18 protein-coding genes are annotated in these 20,126 nt (G+C 58.1%); 10 read left to right on the top strand and 8 right to left on the bottom strand.

The window, feature by feature from the left end:
- Window positions 1–9 precede the first annotated feature (9 nt).
- The 3 genes from Q0792_RS01410 to Q0792_RS01400 all read right to left on the bottom strand — a co-directional run bounded on the left by Q0792_RS01410 (window position 10) and on the right by Q0792_RS01400 (window position 2,573).
- Window positions 10–855: an enoyl-CoA hydratase/isomerase family protein gene (locus Q0792_RS01410; RefSeq protein ID WP_298835824.1), complete on the bottom strand. Its 846-nt coding sequence runs from the start codon at window positions 853–855 to the stop codon at window positions 10–12.
- A gap of 103 nt (window positions 856–958) precedes the next feature.
- Entirely contained in the window at window positions 959–1,747 is a 789-nt protein-coding gene (locus Q0792_RS01405; RefSeq protein WP_298835823.1) for an SDR family NAD(P)-dependent oxidoreductase, read from the bottom strand.
- 43 nt (window positions 1,748–1,790) lie between these two features.
- Window positions 1,791–2,573 carry a CmcJ/NvfI family oxidoreductase gene (locus tag Q0792_RS01400; protein WP_298835822.1) on the bottom strand — a complete coding sequence of 261 codons (783 nt, stop codon included), beginning with the start codon at window positions 2,571–2,573 and terminating at the stop codon, window positions 1,791–1,793.
- A 96-nt stretch (window positions 2,574–2,669) separates the two neighbouring features.
- On the opposite strand from Q0792_RS01400, the gene Q0792_RS01395 reads away from it, so the two are divergent.
- The gene (locus tag Q0792_RS01395; protein WP_298835821.1) at window positions 2,670–3,578 is read left to right on the top strand and encodes a LysR family transcriptional regulator; all 909 of its coding nucleotides are present in this window, start codon (window positions 2,670–2,672) and stop codon (window positions 3,576–3,578) included.
- Window positions 3,579–3,705: 127 nt separating this feature from the next.
- Window positions 3,706–4,608: a 2OG-Fe(II) oxygenase gene (locus Q0792_RS01390; protein ID WP_298835820.1), complete on the top strand. Its 903-nt coding sequence runs from the start codon at window positions 3,706–3,708 to the stop codon at window positions 4,606–4,608.
- Window positions 4,609–4,797: 189 nt separating this feature from the next.
- Here the strand turns inward: Q0792_RS01390 and Q0792_RS01385 are convergent, their stop codons facing one another.
- Window positions 4,798–5,751 (bottom strand): DMT family transporter, encoded by a 954-nt coding sequence (locus tag Q0792_RS01385; RefSeq protein WP_298835819.1) that lies wholly within the window; start codon window positions 5,749–5,751, stop codon window positions 4,798–4,800.
- Window positions 5,752–5,852: 101 nt separating this feature from the next.
- Here Q0792_RS01385 and Q0792_RS01380 point away from each other — a divergent pair, with 101 nt between their 5' ends.
- From Q0792_RS01380 to Q0792_RS01365, 4 genes are all read left to right on the top strand, one after another.
- Window positions 5,853–6,755 (top strand): LysR family transcriptional regulator, encoded by a 903-nt coding sequence (locus Q0792_RS01380; RefSeq protein ID WP_298835818.1) that lies wholly within the window; start codon window positions 5,853–5,855, stop codon window positions 6,753–6,755.
- 78 nt (window positions 6,756–6,833) lie between these two features.
- The gene (locus tag Q0792_RS01375; protein ID WP_298835817.1) at window positions 6,834–7,400 is read left to right on the top strand and encodes a nuclear transport factor 2 family protein; all 567 of its coding nucleotides are present in this window, start codon (window positions 6,834–6,836) and stop codon (window positions 7,398–7,400) included.
- Between the two features lie 49 nt (window positions 7,401–7,449).
- Entirely contained in the window at window positions 7,450–8,583 is a 1,134-nt protein-coding gene (locus tag Q0792_RS01370) for an aldo/keto reductase (RefSeq protein ID WP_298835816.1), read from the top strand.
- Between the two features lie 454 nt (window positions 8,584–9,037).
- On the top strand, window positions 9,038–9,934 hold the full coding sequence (locus Q0792_RS01365; protein ID WP_298835815.1) for a sulfotransferase domain-containing protein: 897 nt from the start codon (window positions 9,038–9,040) through the stop codon (window positions 9,932–9,934).
- Window positions 9,935–10,033: 99 nt separating this feature from the next.
- Here Q0792_RS01365 and Q0792_RS01360 read toward each other — a convergent pair whose 3' ends face one another.
- The gene (locus Q0792_RS01360) at window positions 10,034–11,683 is read right to left on the bottom strand and encodes a VPLPA-CTERM sorting domain-containing protein (RefSeq protein ID WP_298835814.1); all 1,650 of its coding nucleotides are present in this window, start codon (window positions 11,681–11,683) and stop codon (window positions 10,034–10,036) included.
- 350 nt (window positions 11,684–12,033) lie between these two features.
- Between Q0792_RS01360 and Q0792_RS01355 the strand changes: the two genes are divergently transcribed.
- Window positions 12,034–12,498, top strand: a complete 465-nt coding sequence (locus Q0792_RS01355) for an Lrp/AsnC family transcriptional regulator (protein WP_298835813.1) — start codon at window positions 12,034–12,036, stop codon at window positions 12,496–12,498.
- 93 nt (window positions 12,499–12,591) lie between these two features.
- Window positions 12,592–13,380, top strand: coding sequence for an inositol monophosphatase family protein (locus Q0792_RS01350; RefSeq protein ID WP_298835812.1), 789 nt, complete (start codon window positions 12,592–12,594; stop codon window positions 13,378–13,380).
- Here Q0792_RS01350 and Q0792_RS01345 read toward each other — a convergent pair.
- The 3 genes from Q0792_RS01345 to Q0792_RS01335 are packed head-to-tail and all read right to left on the bottom strand — an operon-like array spanning window position 13,377 to window position 17,695.
- A complete protein-coding gene (locus Q0792_RS01345) occupies window positions 13,377–14,450 on the bottom strand; it encodes an ABC transporter ATP-binding protein (RefSeq protein ID WP_298835811.1) in 1,074 nt (357 codons plus the stop codon). The genes Q0792_RS01350 and Q0792_RS01345 overlap by 4 nt on opposite strands.
- Window positions 14,447–16,666, bottom strand: coding sequence for an iron ABC transporter permease (locus Q0792_RS01340; protein ID WP_298835810.1), 2,220 nt, complete (start codon window positions 16,664–16,666; stop codon window positions 14,447–14,449). The genes Q0792_RS01345 and Q0792_RS01340 overlap by 4 nt, the downstream gene beginning before the upstream one ends.
- Window positions 16,667–16,669: 3 nt before the next feature.
- The gene (locus tag Q0792_RS01335) at window positions 16,670–17,695 is read right to left on the bottom strand and encodes an ABC transporter substrate-binding protein (RefSeq protein ID WP_298835809.1); all 1,026 of its coding nucleotides are present in this window, start codon (window positions 17,693–17,695) and stop codon (window positions 16,670–16,672) included.
- A 393-nt stretch (window positions 17,696–18,088) separates the two neighbouring features.
- On the opposite strand from Q0792_RS01335, the gene Q0792_RS01330 reads away from it, so the two are divergent.
- Both Q0792_RS01330 and Q0792_RS01325 read left to right on the top strand, forming a co-directional pair.
- Window positions 18,089–19,267, top strand: coding sequence for a peptidase S41 (locus Q0792_RS01330; RefSeq protein WP_298835808.1), 1,179 nt, complete (start codon window positions 18,089–18,091; stop codon window positions 19,265–19,267).
- A 320-nt stretch (window positions 19,268–19,587) separates the two neighbouring features.
- Window positions 19,588–20,124 (top strand): hypothetical protein, encoded by a 537-nt coding sequence (locus Q0792_RS01325; protein ID WP_298835807.1) that lies wholly within the window; start codon window positions 19,588–19,590, stop codon window positions 20,122–20,124.
- Window positions 20,125–20,126 lie beyond the last annotated feature (2 nt).

The following is a 20,126-nucleotide window of genomic DNA, read 5'->3' as shown; positions in this document are numbered from 1 at the left end:
CATTCAACCTCAGTTGATATCCTGAACATCCATCACCAGTGTTTCCCAGTTCCGCTGGTTTTCCATGTCATGCTCCAGACCCTGCTCATCTGCTAGGGCGAAGCGTTTGACAGCGGGGGTCTTGCTGGTCGCCTGGTAAAGCCAGAAGGCCTCTGCCTTCAGCGCCTCATCAATAGGTTTGTCAATCGACTCATAGACCATCTGTTTGCAGGCATTGATCGACTCTGCCGGGAACTTCGCGATCCGCTGCGCCAGGGCGTTGACGTAACCGTCGATCTCGTCTGCATCCAGAGCCCTGTTGATCGTGCCCATGGCCTCGGCTTCATCGGCATCAAAATCGCGGGCGCTCAGGATGATTTCCAGCGCGCGGCCCAGACCTGTCTGACGCGCCATGCGGGATGCACCACCGCCACAGGGCAGGATGCCCATGCCCACTTCCATCTGCATGAATCTGAACCTGCCGCGTGCCGCAAACCGCATGTCGAGCGCAAGCGCCAGTTCGTGGCCACCACCCCGCGCAAACCCCTCAAGTTTGGCAATCGTCGCCTGAGGCACTTTGCTGATGCGTTCGCAGACAGTCTGCAGGTCCAGCAGTTGTGCTTCGTCGCGCGACACGGCCTCTGTCGACAAATCCCTGAGCAGTTCAGTGTCGTAGTGGCACACCCATACTTCGGGGTTGGCTGACTGGAAGATAACCACTTTGGTATCACGATCCCGCTCCAGCCGCATCGCGAGGCTGTTCAGATCGGCCAGCATCTCCTGGCCCTGGACATTCACCGTACCAAAATCGAAGGTCACAGTTGCAATGGCATCTTCGACCTTCACGTCAAATGTCTGGAAGTTCTCATATTTCATCGGACAGTCCTTTCTTGTGTCCGGACGACAGGTATCGCCGGAGGCTTCGGGTCTCATGTGGTGGATTGGCGAAGAGCCCGGCGCTGTCCGGGCCTCTTCAGGGTCAGTTCAGGGACTTCAGTGCATCTTCAATACCTTGCATCACCTGTGCAGAATGGGCTGCATCCCGTGCTGCTGCGTGTGGTTCTGCAAACCGGCCGCTGTCATTGTCAAAATACTTTCCAGTGGCATCCGCAAAGGAAGCACCGATCGCTGCCTCACGCAGAATGTCAGCACCAACAGACAGATCACTGCCCTCGATTCCATAGCCTTCCCTGACCATCTTCGAGGCCAGCAACGACCCGGGGTTAACCGCAACAACCACAGGTCCGTCGGCAAGTTCCTTGGCCAGTGCGCGGGTCCAGATCGTGATAGCGAGTTTGCTTTGCGCATAGGCGTCATTATGGCCAGGCTGCCTTTCGCCACGCATTGCGGCCAGATCAACGGGGGCCTGCGCCGCTGAGGACAGGTTCACAATCCGCCCGTCTTTCGGGATAACCGGCAGCAGGGCACGGGTCAGCGCATAGGGCGCGAAGGTGTTAACCATAAAGCGCACGTCATGGCCCTCCTCGGTTCTGGTATCCGCAATTTTCAACACACCGGCATTGTTGATGAGCACGTCAAGGCGGCTGTGTTTTTTGCGCACTTCGTCGGCAAAGGTCCGGACATCTGCCATGCGCGACAGATCAGCGGCATAAGTTTCAACGTCACCATTCACCTTTGTTAAGGCAGTTTCCAGTCTGGCTGCGCTGCGCCCGTGAAGCAGGATCCTGTGGCCTTCCTTTGCAAGGTACTGCGCCGTCAGCAGGCCGATGCCGTCTGTTGATCCGGTGATGAGGATTGTCTTGGTCATAATGTCTCTTTTCGTTTGCCTGTGTTTTGCGACCTGGTTGGTATCACGCAAAGCGCACCAGCGTGCGGCTTTCGATGCTTTTACGGACGGTTGTAACGCCGGGGTCCTCAACCATGTCCAGCGCGGAATGGCCGATCGAAGGCCGCCCCCGGTTGTCGAAAATATTGAAAATCGCAACCTCGTCCGGGGTCATACCGGACATATAAATCCACTGATGACCCGGGTTTGCCGCCAGTCCCAGGATCTGTCCTTTCCGGTCGGGATAGATCAGATCAAGCAGGATCCAGTCCTCAGCCGAAACGCTCGACGGCAGGATGAAACCCAGAGGCGCAGAGTTGACCGGTGCCTCCACCGGACGCCAGATGTTAATAAAGGTATAGTGGCCAGCGCTCCATTCTGATGCCTTCTCTGCGCCCAGAATGTCAACCAGGCGTTGCTCTGCACCTTTAGGGCTGTAGTCGCTGTGTACGTTCCGGGCGGGTTTGCGCACGGCGTCCGGATCATCAACGCGAATGGTGTGATCAAAAACGATCACTTCCCGGGCGTCGAGCCTGTCGGTCAGAAGAGCGGCAAGCTCTGTGTCATATGCTGCCTGCCAGGCGTTGCCGGTATCAGAAAAAGACGCTTTTGTCGGGGCGAACGCAAAAGTGACAGCCTCGTCATGAAACGACACATCTGCGGGCAGCGCGCGCACATCCCGCACCCGGACCTCCGTCGGTGCCAGTTCCGGCGCGATAAGGTTGCCTTTTATCCCGCCTGCATCCAGCTCAAAAGCCTGACGCCCGGGTTTATGCACGTGATAATTCACGGTCGCGGTCTGGGTCATCACGGTCTCCTTCCTTTTCTGGCCTTTGATCTATACTTCTGATCAGATATATAAATGGGATTGAATTTAATTCAGTATTCCGGAAATGCATATAATATGGACACTCAAAGCCTTCGCCTCTTTGTCCTTGCGACAGAAACACTGAACATCAGCGCCGCGGGTCGCACTCTTGGGATGGCGCCGGCTGTGGCAAGTGCGCGTCTGGCCAAACTCGAAAACCTGCTGGGGGCAGAGCTGCTGCACCGGTCCACGCGAAAAGTCTCCGTGTCTCTGGAGGGACAGGACTTCCTGCCCTACGCCCGCGAACTGATCGCACAGGAAGAAGCCGCCCTTGCCGCCTTTGGGAAAGGCACGGCCGAGGTGAGCGGCACACTGCGCTTTGCAGCGCCCAGTACTTTTGCTCAACTCTATATCGCCCCGCTGCTGCCGGCCTTTATGGATACCTGTCCGGACCTGACGCTGGATCTTCACTTATCGGATGCGCAGTTTGATCTGATCGAGGGCAGCTATGACCTGGCCCTGCGCAACTCAGTCCTCGAGGACAGCAGCCTGACGGCGCGCAAACTGGCTGATGACAACCGCATTCTCTGCGCTGCACCGGAATATCTGGACAAATATGGTACACCAACCACACCAGACGATCTGCTGGCGCATCGTCTGGTTGCCTTCAGGGATCCGGAGCCGCGGGAGCTGGTGTCGGTTGATGGAACCAAAGCGGCATTTGCCCCCCGCAAGGCGGCTCAGCGACTGATCGTAAACGACGGGCTGACCCAGGCGCGGGTAACGCGGGAAGGCGCTGGTATCTCGATAAACTCGTTGTGGGCAGTACATCGTGAACTGAAGGAAGGGTCACTCGTACGGGTGTTGCCTGACTATACTCTCGCCGAAAACCCTGCACTGTGGCTGATCTACCCGAAAAGCAACGTAGTTTCCGCAAAAGTCCGCGTGTTCATGGACTTTCTGATCCGGAACATCGGCAAAACGGCGGCATGGTCAGAGCTCTGAGTGCGGTTTATTTATTTAGAAAAAGCGAATTCTGTTATAAATAATCGCCCGTTTATACATCTTTAGCATGGCATTACCTGTGATCCTGAAAGCAACAGGCTTGAACACAGGAAAGTTGAACGACGCCATGACACAGGATGCACTCGCGCGCGCACGCGCACTGGATCGCCCCACACGGGACGCAATGCTGCAAAGAGCCCCGGAAGCCGGCCGGTTCTGGCATGAGAACCAGGGGCTTTTCGAGGCAGCCTGGAAAGAATGGGAGCAGGCAAATCCAACTGATCTGGATGCGTCTGTCTATGACAGCCGTCTGCGCGCCGCAGTAGAGGCGGCATGGAAAGACCCCGCGACCGAAGGCGCAGTCAGGGACCTTTGGGAAGAAGTATTTCCGGGTGTCTACAAAACCCGGTTCTTTGATCCCGAACGCCTGTGCGTACTGCGGAGCTACCTGGATAAAGTCGCCAGCGCCGGCATCCCGCTGCGCCCGCCCTATGGCATCTCCCTGAACCGTGGCGGTGCAATGCTTGACCCACGCTCGGAAGGGTATCTTGGCGCGCCGGCCTTTCAGACGTTTTACCGCGGCCTGATGAACACCTATATGCGGCCCGTATCGCGCCTCCTGTTCCCGGATATCATGGGCTGTGATACGCAGACTTTCGGATTCTCTGTTCAGTGGCAGGCCGAAAAGGACGCGTCACTGCGCCCGCATTCTGATGCGTCGTCGGTCACGCTGAACATCAACCTCAATTTGCCGGGCGAGAGCTTTTCCGGATCTGCTGTGAGCTTTATTGACCCGGCAACACGACGGGTCAAAAAGCTGTATTTTGAACCCGGTACAGCCCTGATCCACCACGGCAGTGTTCCCCATGCGTCCGAGCCAATCATACAAGGACAACGCACGAACTTCGTGTTGTGGCTTTACGGCAGAAACGGCCGGATCCCGCATCCCGACGCTGAAATCCCCAGGATTGATCCGCGTGTTCGATGGACAGTTCCACCTGAGCCATCTGACGGGTTTGCCCCGTTCTGACCGGCCGATACAGACACGGTTCACTGTCTTCGACATTGTTGGCCGGGCGATGAAAATCGCTCGGCCCCAATGGAAGGATCACGTCACAGCTCCGGATGTCCACGAGCAACAGGTCATAAACCCGGTCAATCTGCTGTCCCGGCCGGTGCTCTGGCCCTCCCATTAAAACCGCTCGCAGACGCCGATATCCTAAGTCGGAAAAACCGGGTTCGTCTCTGAAGCGGCAGACCGCCTTCGCTGAATGGCGTTCAGAACAGAGGTGCCGCCTGTTGTTATGCTGAAGCCCAGAAAGATAACTGCAGCTCCGATAAATTCCACAGAATGAGGGCGCGTCCCGAAAACGACCCATGCGATAATCATGGCAACAGCCGGCGTGAACGTGGGCAGCACTGCAGCTGTCTGCGCCGTCAGCCGTTGCAGCGCTGCAACCAGCACGACGACGCTCAGGATGCCGCCTACAATGCCCTGCATGACAAGTTGGGTCAGCAGCATCACTGTACTCGTCTCTGCAAGTGATGGCCACGCAGCCGGACCAAGCAAAAGAGCAGCAAAGACCGCGCCAAAGGCGGCAATGGCGCTTGTGCCTTCAAGCAAGGGAACCTGCCACAGGCGCAGTAAAACGGTGTATCCGCCCCACATGATCCCCGCCGCTGTGAACAGGCCGGTACCCACAAGCCAGGTGCCCCGGGCGTCAGGAGTTTCAAAACCTACCAGCACGGCAAGACCGCCAAACATGATAAAGGCCCCGAGGACGCGGGACACGAAAATGCGTTCCTTTAAAAGGACAGCCCCGAAAACCGCTCCGGAAACAAAAACAGCGACGGGCGCGAACAGCAAACCGTGAGAAAGCGGAGCGTATTGGTAACCCGCAACAGCAATCAGGCCAAAAAGCGGGCCGCCAAGGACCGCAAGGATGCACAGCCTGAGGCCTGGCAGGCCCTTGCCCCGGTTGCGATGCCGCAACCAGATCAAAAGCGGGAAAGCGACAAACCCCGGCGTCAGATATCGCAGAAAGCTGACGGCCGAAGGCGACATTCCGGCGTCGACGCCAGCTTTGGCGGCGACGTTGAACCCTGCCCAGCAGAGAACTGTGATCGCACCGAATAAGGTCCCTGCAATTCTCGCCTCTGTCTGCTCTGGCATCACACTTGCTCCGAATGCTTTGTCATGGAACCAGAGGTAGAGACTTGGCTTCATGCCTGCCAATGCTAAGTTGTGTTGAAATTTATGCTCTGGAGGTATGTATGGAGCTCCGTCACCTGCGATATTTCGTGGCCGTCGCTGAGCATGGTGGTATCAGTCGCGCTGCAGAACGGCTCAACATTGCGCAACCCGCTGTCTCGCGTCAGATCCGGGATCTTGAACTGGAACTGGGCTTTGACCTCCTGTTGCGCGAAGGTCGCCGGGTTGTGCTGACGGATGCAGGGCGCGTCTTTGCCGACCGGGCACGCGCCATTCTGCAGGACACCGAAGACGCTGCTGAAACTGCACGTCGCATCTCGGACGGAGAGACAGGTTCCCTGAGGATCGGCCTGCTAGAGGCCGCCTCCTGGGCAGGTCATCTGCCGCTGACCCTCAACCGGTTCAAGCGCAGGCACGACGGTATCAGGCTGGATATCCGACCGATGCGGTCGGTGGATCAGATTGACGCGCTTCTTGCCGGTGAGATCGACGCGGCATTTGTTTACCGACAGGACAACCTTGTGAGCGACGCGCTGGCCGTGCACCCGCTGCGCACCGATAACGTCGTTCTGGCGGCGTCGACGGATCTGGTCTTTGACACCGACGGCAAGCTGACCTTTGAAGACATAGACGGTCTGCCCATCGTCGCGTTTCCCAGGTCCGTGGCCCCGGCCTATCACGATCAGCTGTTCGGCGCTTTGAAAAGTCTGGGGTTTGAGGCACAGATCGTACAGGAAGCCGTGGATGAAACGACAATGCTCAGCCTCGTGTCGGCCGGAGTGGGATGCGCTTTTGTAAACTCAACCAACATGCAGCGGCCGCCGCGCGGCGTTCAGTTCCGCGAGGTCGAAGGGTTATCTGTTCCGATCGAATTCCTGTTTCTGACACGAAAATCGCCCGGCAGCCTGACCCAGTTACTTACGCATACGGTTCTGGAAATAAATACCCATCAGGCATTGATATAATACTTATACAGACTTTTAAATTATCTCCCGCGACTGCCATGTTGAAGCCATCGAGACACATACCGATGGAGAAACAACATGGTATCCACGTTCAAAACAGCGCTCACAGGCACGGTCCTTGCGATTGCGACAAGCCTGCCGGGCGTCGCTGAAACAACAGCCGGTACGCCGGTTACTGTCGAAAACCTTGTCGACCATGCCGAGATGATCCGCATTGCGGACACGATAGACGCAGCCGTTGACGCAAAGGACTGGGCGCTGGCCCGCAGCCTTTTCGTCGATGAAATCCAGGTGGATTTCACCTCTCTGGTCGGAGGTGCGCCGGCCACGATCCCTGCAGATGCACTGATTGAGGGCTGGTCGGCGAACCTTACCGACGAAAAGGCGTCTTTCCACCTGCGCGGCAATCACCGGATCACATTTGAAAACGCGGGAACCGCTACAATGGTCAGCCATGGCTATGCCTGGAACAGGATGGAGCGCGGTGCACTGACCGAGAATGGCGGCAATGCACTGTGGGAGGTCTGGGGCACCTATGAACACAGTTTCGTCCGGACCGAAGAAGGCTGGCGCGTGGATGGCATGAGTTTCTTTGCCACCGCCGAACGCGGCAATGACTTTGTCCGCAACACGCCCGGCCGCTGAACAACGCCCGCACCCGACCACACAACACGAGAATTCAAGGAGCTTTCCCATGACCACATCAAACGGAGACATCAATCATAATCGCCGCGCTTTTCTGGCCGGCATCCCGGCCGCTGCGGCAACAGTCGCACTGGGCGCCACTCAGGCCGGGGCCCAGGCCAGCCCACTGGTTGCGACCGGGCGCAGACGTCTGGGCAACCTGGAGGTGTCCGAGCTTGGTCTCGGTGTCCAGAATATGCACCGCACTTTCCACACAACCGTGCCGGATCGCGATGAGATGATCCGCCTGATCCGGTCGGCCTACGAGCAGGGGGTGACCTTTTTCGATTGTGCCGAAGTCTACGGCCCCTTTGAATGTGAACGCATTCTGGGCGAGGCAATGGCACCGTTCCGCAACGACATTCAGGTGACGACAAAGTTTGGGTTTGGCGTCGACCCCGATACGGGTGTATGGGATTTTACTGTCACCAGCGAGCCCCGGCGCATTCGCCGTGCGGTCGAAGGATCGCTGCGCCGCCTTGGAACCGATCGCATTGACCTGTTGTACCAGCACCGTGTCGATCCGAACGTGCCGATTGAAGAGGTTGCCGGCGTCGTCAGAGACCTGATGGACGAAGGCAAAGTGCTGCATTGGGGACTGTCCGAAATGGGCCCGGGGACGCTGCGCCGCGCGCACGAAATCCTGCCCGTCAGCGCCGTACAAAGCGAATATTCAATGCTCTGGCGCGGTCGGGAAGCAGATATCCTGCCACTGTGCGCGGAACTTGGCATTGGTTTTGTACCTTTTGCCCCGTTGGGATACGGTTTCCTGACCGGAGCCATCGACATGGAAACCAGTTTTGCGCCCGGAGATTTCCGCGCAATGACCACGCGCATGGACACCGAAAACCGCGCAGCAAACATGGCGCTGGTGGATCTTGCCCTTGACTGGGCCGCCAAAAAAGGGGTGAAACCAGGCCAGATTGCACTTGCGTGGCTTCTGGCGCAGGGCGACGGCATTGTTCCGATCCCTGGCACGACGCAGATGTCCCACCTCAGGGACAACGTCGCAGCGGCGCAGGTCAGGTTCACGCCAGCGGAACTGGCGGAGATCCGAACAGCACTGGACACCATCAAGGTGCAGGGCGGTCGTGCACCTCAGCTTGTTGCTGACTGGTCCGACGTCGAAGCTCCCGACGCGTGAAGCGCCGTCGCATGGCTCGTCACAGAGCCATGCGATCCGGCTCTGCAGTTTGTTGTTCCCCTGCCCCAGTCGGAAAAGCCACTTCTACACCTGACGGGATGATCGCCGGGACCTGCCCGGCGGCGTTCCTGATCAGAAACCGTCCCTGCGCGAAGGTCTGTCCGGTCTGCCAGCCAGGCCCGTCCGCTAAGCAATCGCGACACGGCCGACCGGGGATGAGACGCCGCTGCACCCGCGTGGCTGACATCTGCGTCCGGTTTTGTATCTGCTGTCCCTGACCTGTCCATCCGCAGCCAGACATGTGCCCTGCCCAGTGCAGGCAGTATCTTTGCCATGATGCTTTCGACCCGGATCAGAGACACCGCAGAACCGGGGCGAGGCTTTGCTCATACAGGGCATTTCGTGATTTTCCGCAGCAGTGTTAATGTCGCTGCACCAGCCAGAGGGAACTGAAATGAACATGGTGCGCACCGAACGCCAGCGGGATTATAGCGGCCCGGTCACAAACACAGAGATCTGGGACACCTTTCAGCTGCGAACTGACGATGTCATTGTCAGCACGCCGCCAAAATGCGGGACGACCTGGACACTGAACATCGTGATGATGCTGATCCATGGTCGCGTCGTTCCGGACGCCGGCAACAGAAATGATGCCCCCTGGATCGACTGCGCATTTCGCGACCGGCAGGCGCTTGCCGCCGGCCAGACAGCCCTGACGCGCAGGCGGTGTCTGAAGAGCCACACGCCGATGGATGGTATCGCATATGGTGCTGAACCGACCTATTTCGTGGTCTACCGTCACCCGGTCGACGTCCATTTCTCATTCCGCAATCACGTCGCGAATATGAAACAGCCGGGCGTTCTGCAGGACATGTTCCCGGATGATATCAGAGAAGGCTTCAGGCGCTTTGTCGAAAACCCGCTGACCGATACCGGCACCGATGATCTGACCATTGCTTCTGTTGCGCATCATTTTCTAGAGGCCCGCAGGCTACGCGATAAAGGCAATGTCCATTTCTTCCATTATGCCGATCTGACCAGAGATCTGCATGGCCAGATTGCGCGTATGGCCGGGCTTCTGGAAATTGATCTGTCCGGGGACACCTTGAGCGCAATTACAAAGGCAAACACCTTTGCAAGCATGCGCAGAGTTGCCGAACAGAGTGAAAAGCGGTTCCACGAAGAGTCGCCTTTCAAAGACATGGCTGATTTCTTTGCATCGGGCACCTCAAACAAGTGGGAAGGCCGGCTGAGCGATGCTGACATCGCCACCTATACCGACCGATGCGCCGAACTGTTGTCGCCGGAGGAGGCCTGCTGGCTGAACTGGGGAGAGCGGGGAACACCCTGAACGCTGCCGCGCCCGGGCGCGCTGCAACCATGGTCTGCGCCAGAAAACCGCAACCGGCCCCCACAGATGCAGGAGCCGGTGTTCAGACAGAGACGCAGGTCAGGCGCGCTTTTGCGCCTTGCGCATCACCCCGAGGCCAGCCAGTCCACCCAGCAACAGCCATGCGCCGGCAGGCAGCGGAACCTGAGATGGCAGAACGATCTCGCCGACGCGGAACGTCATTGCTTCGCCCTCAAACATGCTGAACCCACCAAGCGCAAAGATCTCATCGAACAGAGCAACGCGGCCAAAGCTGGTCTCGCCGCCTGTTTTGAATACAGGGCCGAATGAGCCTTCGAATGCGTTCACACCGCCCGTCCCCACGGTGAGATTTCCCTTGAGCAGGTCAATGTTGAAATCGGCCCCGAAGTCGAAGCCTGTGGTGCTGTGCAGCATCGCCTGCGTAAAGAATGTCGGCGTAGCGATGGTGGTATCGATCAGGCTGAAATCCGGAAGCTCTTCCCACAGTCCGGTCCAGCTTTTGGTCAGACCTATGCCCGCGATATCGACCTGTTTGTCAAAAGACAGATCGACCATCAGATCCTGCGTCAGTCTGAACGTCTGGAACACGTCGATTTTCGGACCTGTCTCAATGTCGATCAGATCGATCGAACCGGACACGAATTTGCCAAAGTCGGCGCGGATGCCCAGAGGCGGTAACGCCCCTGCATAGGTCAGCAGACCGTCGATGTCGGCTCTCAGCGCCAGAAAGTCAGCTTTGCCATCAACAACAATCTCGTCTTTGCCGTCTTCTTTCACGCCATTCAGTTCCAGAAGCGGAACTTTCGCGTCAACGCGGGCCAGTTCAATGAACAGACCACTGCCGGGCTCGGTTGAATCGACGATATTCTCTTTCTTTGTTTTGGGATCGTCGGGATCGCCCGGTGCACCGGTGTCATTGTTCACGTTGGTGTTAAAGTCCAGCTTTCTGGTTACCAGATCCGCTTCAAGCGACGTCGGCACATCCCCGATCGGTGTGGAAAGTTCCACCAGGTCGGGCAGAAATCCATCGAGATAATTGATTTCCGTGGGATCAATGGAGATCAGTTCCTTGCGGAAGCCATCAACGTTGATCAGGTTCTTGCTGCCCGATGTACAGGCGCCGACGGCACAGCCGGTGGTCGAAACATCCACCTGGATATCGGCGACGACGTCAATGGACGCCTCGGCCGTGGGTGATTGAGAGTCCAGCGTGCCTGATACAAGCTCCGCAGTCGTCGTCAGGGAAACCGTCTGACCTTTTTTCAGGGTGGTTCCCGGAACGTCCGCATGTGCGACATACTCCAGTCGTGACCCTACTGAGCCTGCGTCCAGCGCATAGCTGAGTTCCAGCCCGGCGCGGCCGGAACTCGAAATCGAGGCCTGCGCGCCCGTTGTTGTATCAAGTTTGGTTGTCAGGTTCTTGGCAGGTTCCCTGCCGCATTTTGAGCCGATAAAGGGGATGAGCCTGCAGGCTTTCCAGGCAATATGCTTGGGATTGGGATAGGTGATCGAGGTTGCGCCGCCGACAAAACCACCAAATGTCTCGGATTCACTCCAGGGATCCGGTCCGATGAAGATTGTATCGTCCAGCCGCGCGGCATCCCCCGGACCCCATGCGCTCTGCCTGGTCTCTGTTTCGAGCACAATACCGGACTGCTGGTAAGTGGCAGCCTGTGCCCCCAGAGGCAAAAGACTTACGGCCCCCAAAATCAGTAAACTACGTCTCATAAAAATCTGCTCCTTCAAAATCAGAGTAAAAAAAGCGGGCCGGAAAAAAGCCGCCACATGGCGAGGATGAGTCCGGTGAAAAAAGACGCGCACCGGGGTTCGGTTTATGTGTCAAAAAGTTCAAATCAATACACGTCAGAGGTCAAAAACCACAGTCTCAGTTCAGTCGGATGTCCGGACAGAAACCGTCACGGCACCTGAAAATGCTACTTCAGAACGCGACATCATTGCCGGATGGTTTCGGGACAATTGGTCTGAAAACAGCCCCATTTTCCCGTATTCGTCCGATTTACGGCCCTAATTCGATTAATCACTTCGGCATTGTCCGCTTTTTGGCCATCATTGTACCTATGGATCGATTCGACGCCGATATTTTGCAGGCGCTTCAGCAAAACTCACGACTGACGGCAGAGGCCGTGTCTCAGGAGGTCGGCCTGTCACCTGACGCCTGTCGGAAACGCATGGCGCGACTGCGGGCTTCGGGCATTATCGAAGCCGAAATTGCGCTTCTTGATCCGACCAGAATTGGCCGGGGGCTGCTGCTTATCGTCGAAGTGTCCCTGCACCGTGAGCGCAAGGCTGATCTGGATTACTTCAAGGCCAGAATGCAGAAGGCACCGGAGGTAATGCAGTGTTACTATGTGACGGGAAATGCGGATTTCATTCTGATCGTGTCTGCACGGGATATGGCCGACTATGAGGCCTTCACGGCAGAGTATTTCCTTGAAGAGGAAAATGTCCTGCGGTTCAGGACCAGTGCCGTAATGAATCGTGTAAAAACCGGTTTCGCCATGCCGGTCGACGCAGACAGCTGAGACCTTATCACCGGCGTTCCCGGTCACACAACGGTGGCCGCGTCGCGGTCCCTGCCGTAGAAAGAAAGCCGGAACCCAGGAAAGTGGATGCTCATGACAGACCGGAAAAACACAGCCGTGGAAATCGCCCGCAAGGCCGGGCAGCTGGCACTTGAGTATTTCACCGATCAGGACGCGCTGGTTATTGATCACAAAGGGCATCAGGACTTCGTCTCGCAGGCAGACAGAAACGTCGAACTGCTCACGCGTGAACTGCTCGCCGGCGCATTCCCCGACGATGCAATCGTGGGCGAGGAACACGCCCCCGCGACCGGCACATCGGGCTATACCTGGGTGATCGACCCGATCGACGGCACAACCAATTTTATCAACGGCATTCCCGCCTGGACCGTTGTGATCGCAGGCGTGCAGGACGGACAAACGCAGATCGGTGTCATCCACGACCCGTGCAACAATGAGACATTCGTTGCCGTCCGCGACCAGGGCGCCTTTCTGAATGACGCGCCCCTGCGCCTGAGTGACGACCGCACAATGGCAGACGGCTCTGTGGGGATTGGCTATTCGAACCGGGTTGATGATCAGGGTGTTGTAAGACTTGTCACCGCGCTGGTGGGCCAGGGAGCGATGTTCTATCGCAACGCGTCCGGGGCGCTGTCGCTTGCCTATGTCGCCGCAGGACGTCTGCTGGGGTACTCCGAGGAACACATGAATGCCTGGGACTGCCTTGCCGGTCAGCTGATCGTCAGCGAGGCGGGTGGCTGCGTCGAAGCGCAGGATGCCGATGCGATGATCCGTGACGGCGGCCGTGTGGTTGTCGGGACAGCCACTGTTTTCGATACGCTGCTGCAGGTGTCACAGGATGCCTTCGGGCAGGCACGCTAGGCTTCGGGCAACAACACCGGACCTTTGTCCGAAAACCCGACAGTTACATCGAGACCAACACCGAGCGGGCTGTCGACATCGTCGTGCACAGCGAACATTGAGCCAAAACTGGCCTCGAGAGTGTATTCCATGCGTACCCCGACATACGTCGCCTTGGTCACCCTGGCCGCAAAGCCGCGTGCTGCGCCAATGACCAGCCTTGAGGGCCGCACGGCCAGTTTTGCAGGCCCTGCCCCGAGGCCTCGCGCCGGCAGTCTGTGAGCGTACCCTTCAATCGATATGGTTGCCGTGTCGCCCTCGACGCTGTCGATGGTGCACGGCAGAATATTTGCCTCGCCAATAAAGTCGGCGACAAACTGATCAACCGGTGCGTCGTAAAGGCTGCGGGGCGATCCGATCTGCGCAATCCCTGCGTTGCGCATCACCACAATCTCATCTGACACCGCCAGCGCTTCTTCCTGATCATGGGTTACATAGACAACCGTCAGCCCGAGGTCCTGCTGTATCGCCCGGATGTCCTCGCGGACCTGACGCCGCAGTTTGGCATCAAGGTTGGAAAGGGGCTCGTCGAACAGCAGTACTTGCGGCTCCAGCACCAGCGCACGTGCCACAGCGACGCGTTGCTGCTGCCCCCCTGACAGCTCGCTCGGCAACCGGGTATCGAAACCCTTCAGGCCAACAAGCTCAAGCCCGGCCAGCGCGCGTTCGCGGGTCTCTGCCTTTGAAAACCCTGAAAACGTTAGACCATAGGACACGTTCTCCAGAACGCTCATATGCGGGAAAAGCGCATACGACTGAAACACCATCGAAACGTCGCGGTCCGTCGCCGGCAGCGTGGTGACATCACGGTCACCGATCAGAATACGCCCGTCCGAGGCCATCTCCAGCCCGGCAATCATGCGGAGCGTCGTCGTCTTGCCACAGCCTGACGGGCCGAGAAGCGTTACCAGCTTACCGGCCTCGACGTTCAGGTCGATGTTGTCGACTGCCACAACATCACGCCCGAAGCGCTTGGAAACATTCTCAAACCGCACAGGCGCTGCCTTGCCCACAATGGTTGCTTCGCTCATGGCTTTTCTCCTGACGTGAACTGTGTCCGGCGACCGATTTTCGTGCGTCCGACAAGAAGCTGAAGCAGGCCGACCGCTGCCAGCATGACGAAGATCAGCGTTGTCGAATAGGCAATGGCGAGCCCGTAGTCGTTGTTCTCAACCCGCCCGATGATGTAGCTCGTGGCCATGTCGTACTCGGCTGAGACGAGGAAGATCACAGCCGAAATCGCCGTCATTGCGCGCACGAAACTGTAGACAAGTGCGGCCAGAATTGCCGGGCGCAGAAGCGGCAGGATGACCTTGCGGAACGTCTGCCAGGAATTGGCGCCGAGGGTCAGCGAGGATTCGTCAAGGGACTTGTCCAGCTGGCTCATCGACGCGATACCCGCGCGCACGCCCACCGGCATATTCCGGAAAATAAAGCTGACGATCAGGATGATGCCGGTCCCGGTTATTTCAATCGGCGGCACGTTGAAGGCCAGAATGTAGCTGACGCCAATAACCGTGCCGGGAATAGCAAACGACAGCATCGTGCCGAATTCAAAGGCGTTTTTACCCGCAAAGCTCTGACGGGTCAGCAGATAGGCGGTCACCAGGCCGACGATGGCAGTCAGCGGAGCAGCCGCCGCGGCAATGTAGATCGTTGTCCAGAAGCTGTCCCAGGCGGCCCCGGTCCAGCGGATGCCCGCGTCTTCAAACCGGACAGAAAACGCAGTGACGTAGTGTTTGAACGTCAGCGTGTTGTTGACACCCCAGAGCTCAACCACGCTGCCATAAAGGATCATGCCGTAGACGACGACAGTGAACAGGCCCCAGACGCCAGCGGCGATAAAGACCGGCACGGCCAGACCCTTTGGCATCAGGGGGTGGACACCCGCATCACCTTTGCCGGAGACGGTGGTGTAGCTCTTTTTACCCAGCCACATGCGCTGGGCATAAAAGGCTGAAAGCGTGAAGAAGAGCAGGACCATCGCCAGCACCGCCGCGCGCCCCTGGTCGTATTGCGCGCCGACGATGGCAAAGAATATCTCGGTCGACAGAACATCGAAATTTCCGCCCAGAACAAGCGGATTCCCAAAGTCGGCCATGCTTTCGATAAAGCCGAGCAGGAATGCGTTCGCCAGGCCCGGACGCATCAGCGGCAGAGAAACCGTCCGGAACGTCTGCCACCGGTTCGCGCGCAGGGTCTGTGCGGCTTCCTCCATCGATGGCGAAACGCCTTCGACAACGCCGATCAGCACAAGAAAGGCGATGGGTGTGAATGCCAGCGTCTGAGCGATCAGTACCCCGGGCATCCCGTAAAGCCAGCGCGTCGGTTGTACGCCAAACAGCTCGGCGAAAAACTGGGTAACCGAGCCGGACAGCCCAAAAAGCAGAATGAGTGCCAGCCCGATGACAAAGGGCGGTGTAATGATGGGCAGGACGGTCAGCGCGCGCAGCGCCCGTTTGTACCGGAAACCCGACCGCGTCACCACAAGCGCAAAGACAAGACCCAGTACGGTCGTGATGAGGCCTACAAGAACGGCCAGGATCAGCGAGTTCCATGCGGCGCCACACCGCCCGCCCCAGAGACACCCCAGCCCCCAGAGACGGTCGTCAAAAAACTTGGCGGCAAAGACGGCGGCTGAGTATCCGCCCTCTTCGGTGATGAAGGCTGCCAGCAGCATCCTGGCAATCGGAAAAAAGACAAAGGTGGTTACGATGACGATCACGCCGCCAATGGCACTGACGACAAAAACGTCTCCGTTAACGGCACCCCGGGCGGCAATGCCCTGCGTGAACAGAAACAGAAACGATGACGCAACCAGCAGCGCGCCGTAGCCCATGCCAAACTGACGATCATCCAGATCACCGAACAGAGTGGTGAGCCAGTCGAATGTGAACCCGCGGATCCCGATCCCGAACCCCTGGGCGATCAGCCACGCAAAGCCGAAAGCACCCGAAAGTATCAGTAGACGGGCGTAATTCGGATCGCTCTTTTTCAGCCTCAGCGCCAGCAGTGGTATCACAAGCGGCAGCAGCAGCGGTGCCAGCCAGAGCTTTTCCCCCTGCCCGATCAGAAAAGCCGCCGGCGCAAAATCCTCATCGAAAGGGTATCCGTCGAACAGCCATTCAAGCGCGAAAAAACCATCCTCGACCCCATACCAGGGCAGAATGAGAAATCCTGCCCACCCGGCAAGGATCCAGAAGATCAGTGCCGGGGAAGCGGATGCTTCGGTCAGGTTATGGCGCAAGTTTTACTGCGGCAGTGTTGAGACGTCTTCGTCCCACTTCTGCAGCAGGCGTTTGCGCTCGTCCGACGAACCATAGGTCTTGAAGTCATAGTCGATCAGCTTGATCGTCGACATATCCGGCGCGGAGGCAGACGTTTCAGCACCTTTATTCGACGGCACCTGGAACGCATTTACCTCAAGCGCAAGGTTCTGAGCATCGGTGGACAGCGCCCAGTCGTAGAACTTTTTGGCCTCGTCCATGTTGCGGGCACCATCGATGATCGACATCGATCCGATCTCGTATCCGGTGCCCTCGCAGGGCGCCACGACATTCACCGGGAAACCCGAAACCGCCTGCTTTACGGCGTCATGCATGAACACGATACCGATTGTGTTCTCGCCGCGACCCGCCGCCTTGATCGGCGCAGAACCCGATTTTGTGTACTGGTTGATGTTGGCATGAAGGCCCTTCATGAACTCAAAGCCCTCGTCTTCGCCGAAGATCTGCACCATCGAAGCCAGTGTCGTATAGGCCGTGCCCGACGAATTCGGGTTTGCCATCTGGACGTGGCCTTTGTACTCGGGCTTCAGCAGATCTTTCCAGCAGGCAGGCTCCGGCAGGTTGTTTGCCGCCAGCAACTCGGTGTTGTAACCGTACCCCAGCGCGCCGGAATAAATTCCGATCGTCCTGTCACCAGCGCTCGTTGCCTGGCTGATCGCCCAGTCATGCAGCTGATCGCGCATCGGCGAAACATAGGCCGCTGTCAGGCCTTCTTCGGCCGCCTGCAGGTGCGGATCACCGGTGCCACCCCACCAGACGTCGCCCTTCGGGTTAGCCGATTCGGCTTTGATCTGCGCAAAGGTTTCGCCCGACGACTTGCGTGTCATGTTCACGTCAATCCCGGTTGCGTCCTCAAAGCTGCGCGCCATCAGCTGGCACCAGTCCTCCTGGGCCGAGCAGTACAGCGTCAGTTTGTCTGCCTGCGCTGCGGAAACGCCGGCCGTCAGTGCAACAACAGATGTAAACGCAAGTGTGCTGAGTTTTTTCATTTTAATCCTCCCTGGGTGAGCCGTTTCGGCTCATTATATGCGTTCCCTTGATTGGCTGGCCCGTCTTCCGGTCGTATCCGGAGTCCCTCGTCCGGAACCAGCCGGAACACGTAAGTTCCTGCAGCTTAGACAGATTCCTGTTTTTGGGAAGCATTTTTCTGGGTGAGGCCTCTCGGCTGAACCTGTCCTGAACAGCATTTTTGCCGGCAGCAGGTGATGACATGTCAGAGGCCGTTGAGCAAAAAAGCGCTTTGCATACTCCCCATTGACGCATCTGACAAACCACAGGTTCTGACCCTCAGCGCCACCTCAGGCCGGACCTGCCGGCAGACGACCGGACATGGGAAACCAGCGGGATGGACAACGCGATCCTGCCGCGGCTAACGTCACGCTGTGCCCCTATCGCAAGATCTCGACCTTATTCTGGATACTGTTGAACGCGCTGATCCGTCCTTCGGGACCGTCGCGCGGGAGACGAAGGACAGACATATTGAGGCTGTCCGGCAGAGCGCCCTGCAGGGAAAAACAGATGAGTTTCTGCTGTCGGCAATGTCGCTTCTGGCGCTTGCGGAAAACGGGCACACGCGTCTGATTCCGAATGAAGCAATCAGAGTGTTGCCCTGTCGTTTCGTCAGCTGCGGCGGTTCGGTGTTTCTGACCAGAGTGGCCGGAAAAGGGTCTGGGCTGCCGCCTGCCCGGCTGATTGCTGTGAACGATGTCACGGTGGATGTCATTGAAGAGCGTATGCAGCCTTTGCTGGCCGGAACGCGTCAGAGAAAACGCGTTACAGGCCCGATACTGATGGCCTGGCCTGCCGCATTGTCCGCACTGGGCATATCCACCGACGCGCCCACGATCAGATACCGGCTGCAGTACGCCGCGGGCCGGGTCAGCGATTTACAGATGCCGGTAACACAGACCGTTCCTGCCACTGAACTTTATCCGCGGAACGAACACGGCCTGTCAGAGCCTGACCCGGGCGTCCGGTCATTTGCCAGCGTTATGGAATGGCCGGATAACTGTCGCGCCGTCGCGCTGCCGTCGTTCTTTGATGAGGAACGTCATGCACTGCGCCGCGCGGTCTCGGACGCAGCTGACAATATACGCGCAGTGCCGGGCTGTCGTCTTGTGCTGGATGTCCGTGGGAATACCGGCGGCAGCTTTCTGGAGGCTATGCCGCTGGCAGATGCCGTCACCAGCAGCTGTCAGTCAGGCCACTGTACCGTGCTGATGGACAGGTTTACATTTTCCGCAGCAATCGTATTCGTCGCCATCCTGAAATACAGGCTGGGCAACAGGCTGACACTCGTGGGAGAAGAGCCGGGTGACGGACTGAGGTTTTTTGCCGAAGGCGGGCTGATCGAGCTGCCGGTAACCGGAGCCCTTGTCCGGTACTCGACAGCTCTGCACGACTGGGAAAGCGGATCGGTTGATGAAACCACGCCACCGGACATCGCACGGCACATCGTTCCGGTCGGAAACATCAACACAGACCGGCACTGGGTTCAGACGCCGTTCGACAAAAGCGAAACAACGGACATCTATCGCAGGTTTCTGGACGAGATGACCTGACACGCATGGCAGCAGTTTTGTCCCGTCATGCGCGCCGGTGTGCCGCCACCTGAACGCTGCAGGCCCCATGCCTGCAGTGCATCTGTGCTGGAACACCGCCCGGATCGCGTACACTGGGGAGATGCAATGAATGATCTTCTGATCGGTACCTTGCGGAATGCGCCCGTCTGTGTGTCGACCCTTTTCTGTGTCATTGTCGCGAGTGATCTGTTGGTCATGCGCACCCGCAACAGTCCGGTTGTGCTATATTTTCCCATCCGTTGTTCGGCCTTTCAGCGACCCCTTCAATCAGAGACCCGGCAAATGCGCCGGCCAGCCGCATGGCCTTTTCTGATGCCTGTTTTTCTGGTGTCATCCTCGCTTTCGGCCGGCAGAACAGCCTGACACTTCGGAAATCCGGTTGGTGGATTCAGATCAAAGGGGAGCGGATAACCCTGCTGGCCCTTCTGGTGATGTACTTTTCCGGCTTTGCAGATCAGGTGTTCCCGGCGACAGCGAGCGATCTGCGGGAAAGTCTGATGGTCAAAATCATTTTTGCAGCCATTGCAGCGACCTCTTCAGGCAGCTTCACCGGCAGAGCGTGCTGCATCATCGCTGAGCCACTCATATCAGCACTGAGCGCGACAGATCGACTGGCCCAGAAGGCCGCGGACATGCCAGTTTGGCAATGCCGGTCACCAGCGGGTTGCACCGCTGCTTGCCAACATCCGGCGATTGTCTTGACGGCGTTCCAGCCGCGTTCTGCACCGCACACCAGTCAGTCAGGCAGGACAGATCCAGGACCAGGCGGGCTCTGCCCAGACTGTGGGTTTCCCCGGACTGAGATCTGTGTCCATGTACTACCGGACACCACCTGAGA

This window comes from uncultured Roseobacter sp., from assembly GCF_947495025.1.
Classification (GTDB): Bacteria; Pseudomonadota; Alphaproteobacteria; order Rhodobacterales; family Rhodobacteraceae; genus Roseobacter.
Note: the sequence above shows the minus strand (reverse complement) of the source record. Positions and strands in the feature narration are given on the sequence as shown.

Bases quoted from the DNA above. Each gene is read 5' to 3' on its own strand.
- Q0792_RS01410 (WP_298835824.1), bottom strand. From the start codon at position 855: ATGAAATATGAGAACTTCCAGACATTTGACGTGAAGGTCGAAGATGCC.
- Q0792_RS01405 (WP_298835823.1), bottom strand. From the start codon at position 1,747: ATGACCAAGACAATCCTCATCACCGGATCAACAGACGGCATCGGCCTG.
- Q0792_RS01400 (WP_298835822.1), bottom strand. From the start codon at position 2,573: ATGACCCAGACCGCGACCGTGAATTATCACGTGCATAAACCCGGGCGT.
- Q0792_RS01395 (WP_298835821.1), top strand. From the start codon at position 2,670: ATGGACACTCAAAGCCTTCGCCTCTTTGTCCTTGCGACAGAAACACTG.
- Q0792_RS01390 (WP_298835820.1), top strand. From the start codon at position 3,706: ATGACACAGGATGCACTCGCGCGCGCACGCGCACTGGATCGCCCCACA.
- Q0792_RS01385 (WP_298835819.1), bottom strand. From the start codon at position 5,751: ATGCCAGAGCAGACAGAGGCGAGAATTGCAGGGACCTTATTCGGTGCG.
- Q0792_RS01380 (WP_298835818.1), top strand. From the start codon at position 5,853: ATGGAGCTCCGTCACCTGCGATATTTCGTGGCCGTCGCTGAGCATGGT.
- Q0792_RS01375 (WP_298835817.1), top strand. From the start codon at position 6,834: ATGGTATCCACGTTCAAAACAGCGCTCACAGGCACGGTCCTTGCGATT.
- Q0792_RS01370 (WP_298835816.1), top strand. From the start codon at position 7,450: ATGACCACATCAAACGGAGACATCAATCATAATCGCCGCGCTTTTCTG.
- Q0792_RS01365 (WP_298835815.1), top strand. From the start codon at position 9,038: ATGAACATGGTGCGCACCGAACGCCAGCGGGATTATAGCGGCCCGGTC.
- Q0792_RS01360 (WP_298835814.1), bottom strand. From the start codon at position 11,683: ATGAGACGTAGTTTACTGATTTTGGGGGCCGTAAGTCTTTTGCCTCTG.
- Q0792_RS01355 (WP_298835813.1), top strand. From the start codon at position 12,034: ATGGATCGATTCGACGCCGATATTTTGCAGGCGCTTCAGCAAAACTCA.
- Q0792_RS01350 (WP_298835812.1), top strand. From the start codon at position 12,592: ATGACAGACCGGAAAAACACAGCCGTGGAAATCGCCCGCAAGGCCGGG.
- Q0792_RS01345 (WP_298835811.1), bottom strand. From the start codon at position 14,450: ATGAGCGAAGCAACCATTGTGGGCAAGGCAGCGCCTGTGCGGTTTGAG.
- Q0792_RS01335 (WP_298835809.1), bottom strand. From the start codon at position 17,695: ATGAAAAAACTCAGCACACTTGCGTTTACATCTGTTGTTGCACTGACG.
- Q0792_RS01325 (WP_298835807.1), top strand. From the start codon at position 19,588: ATGGCCTTTTCTGATGCCTGTTTTTCTGGTGTCATCCTCGCTTTCGGC.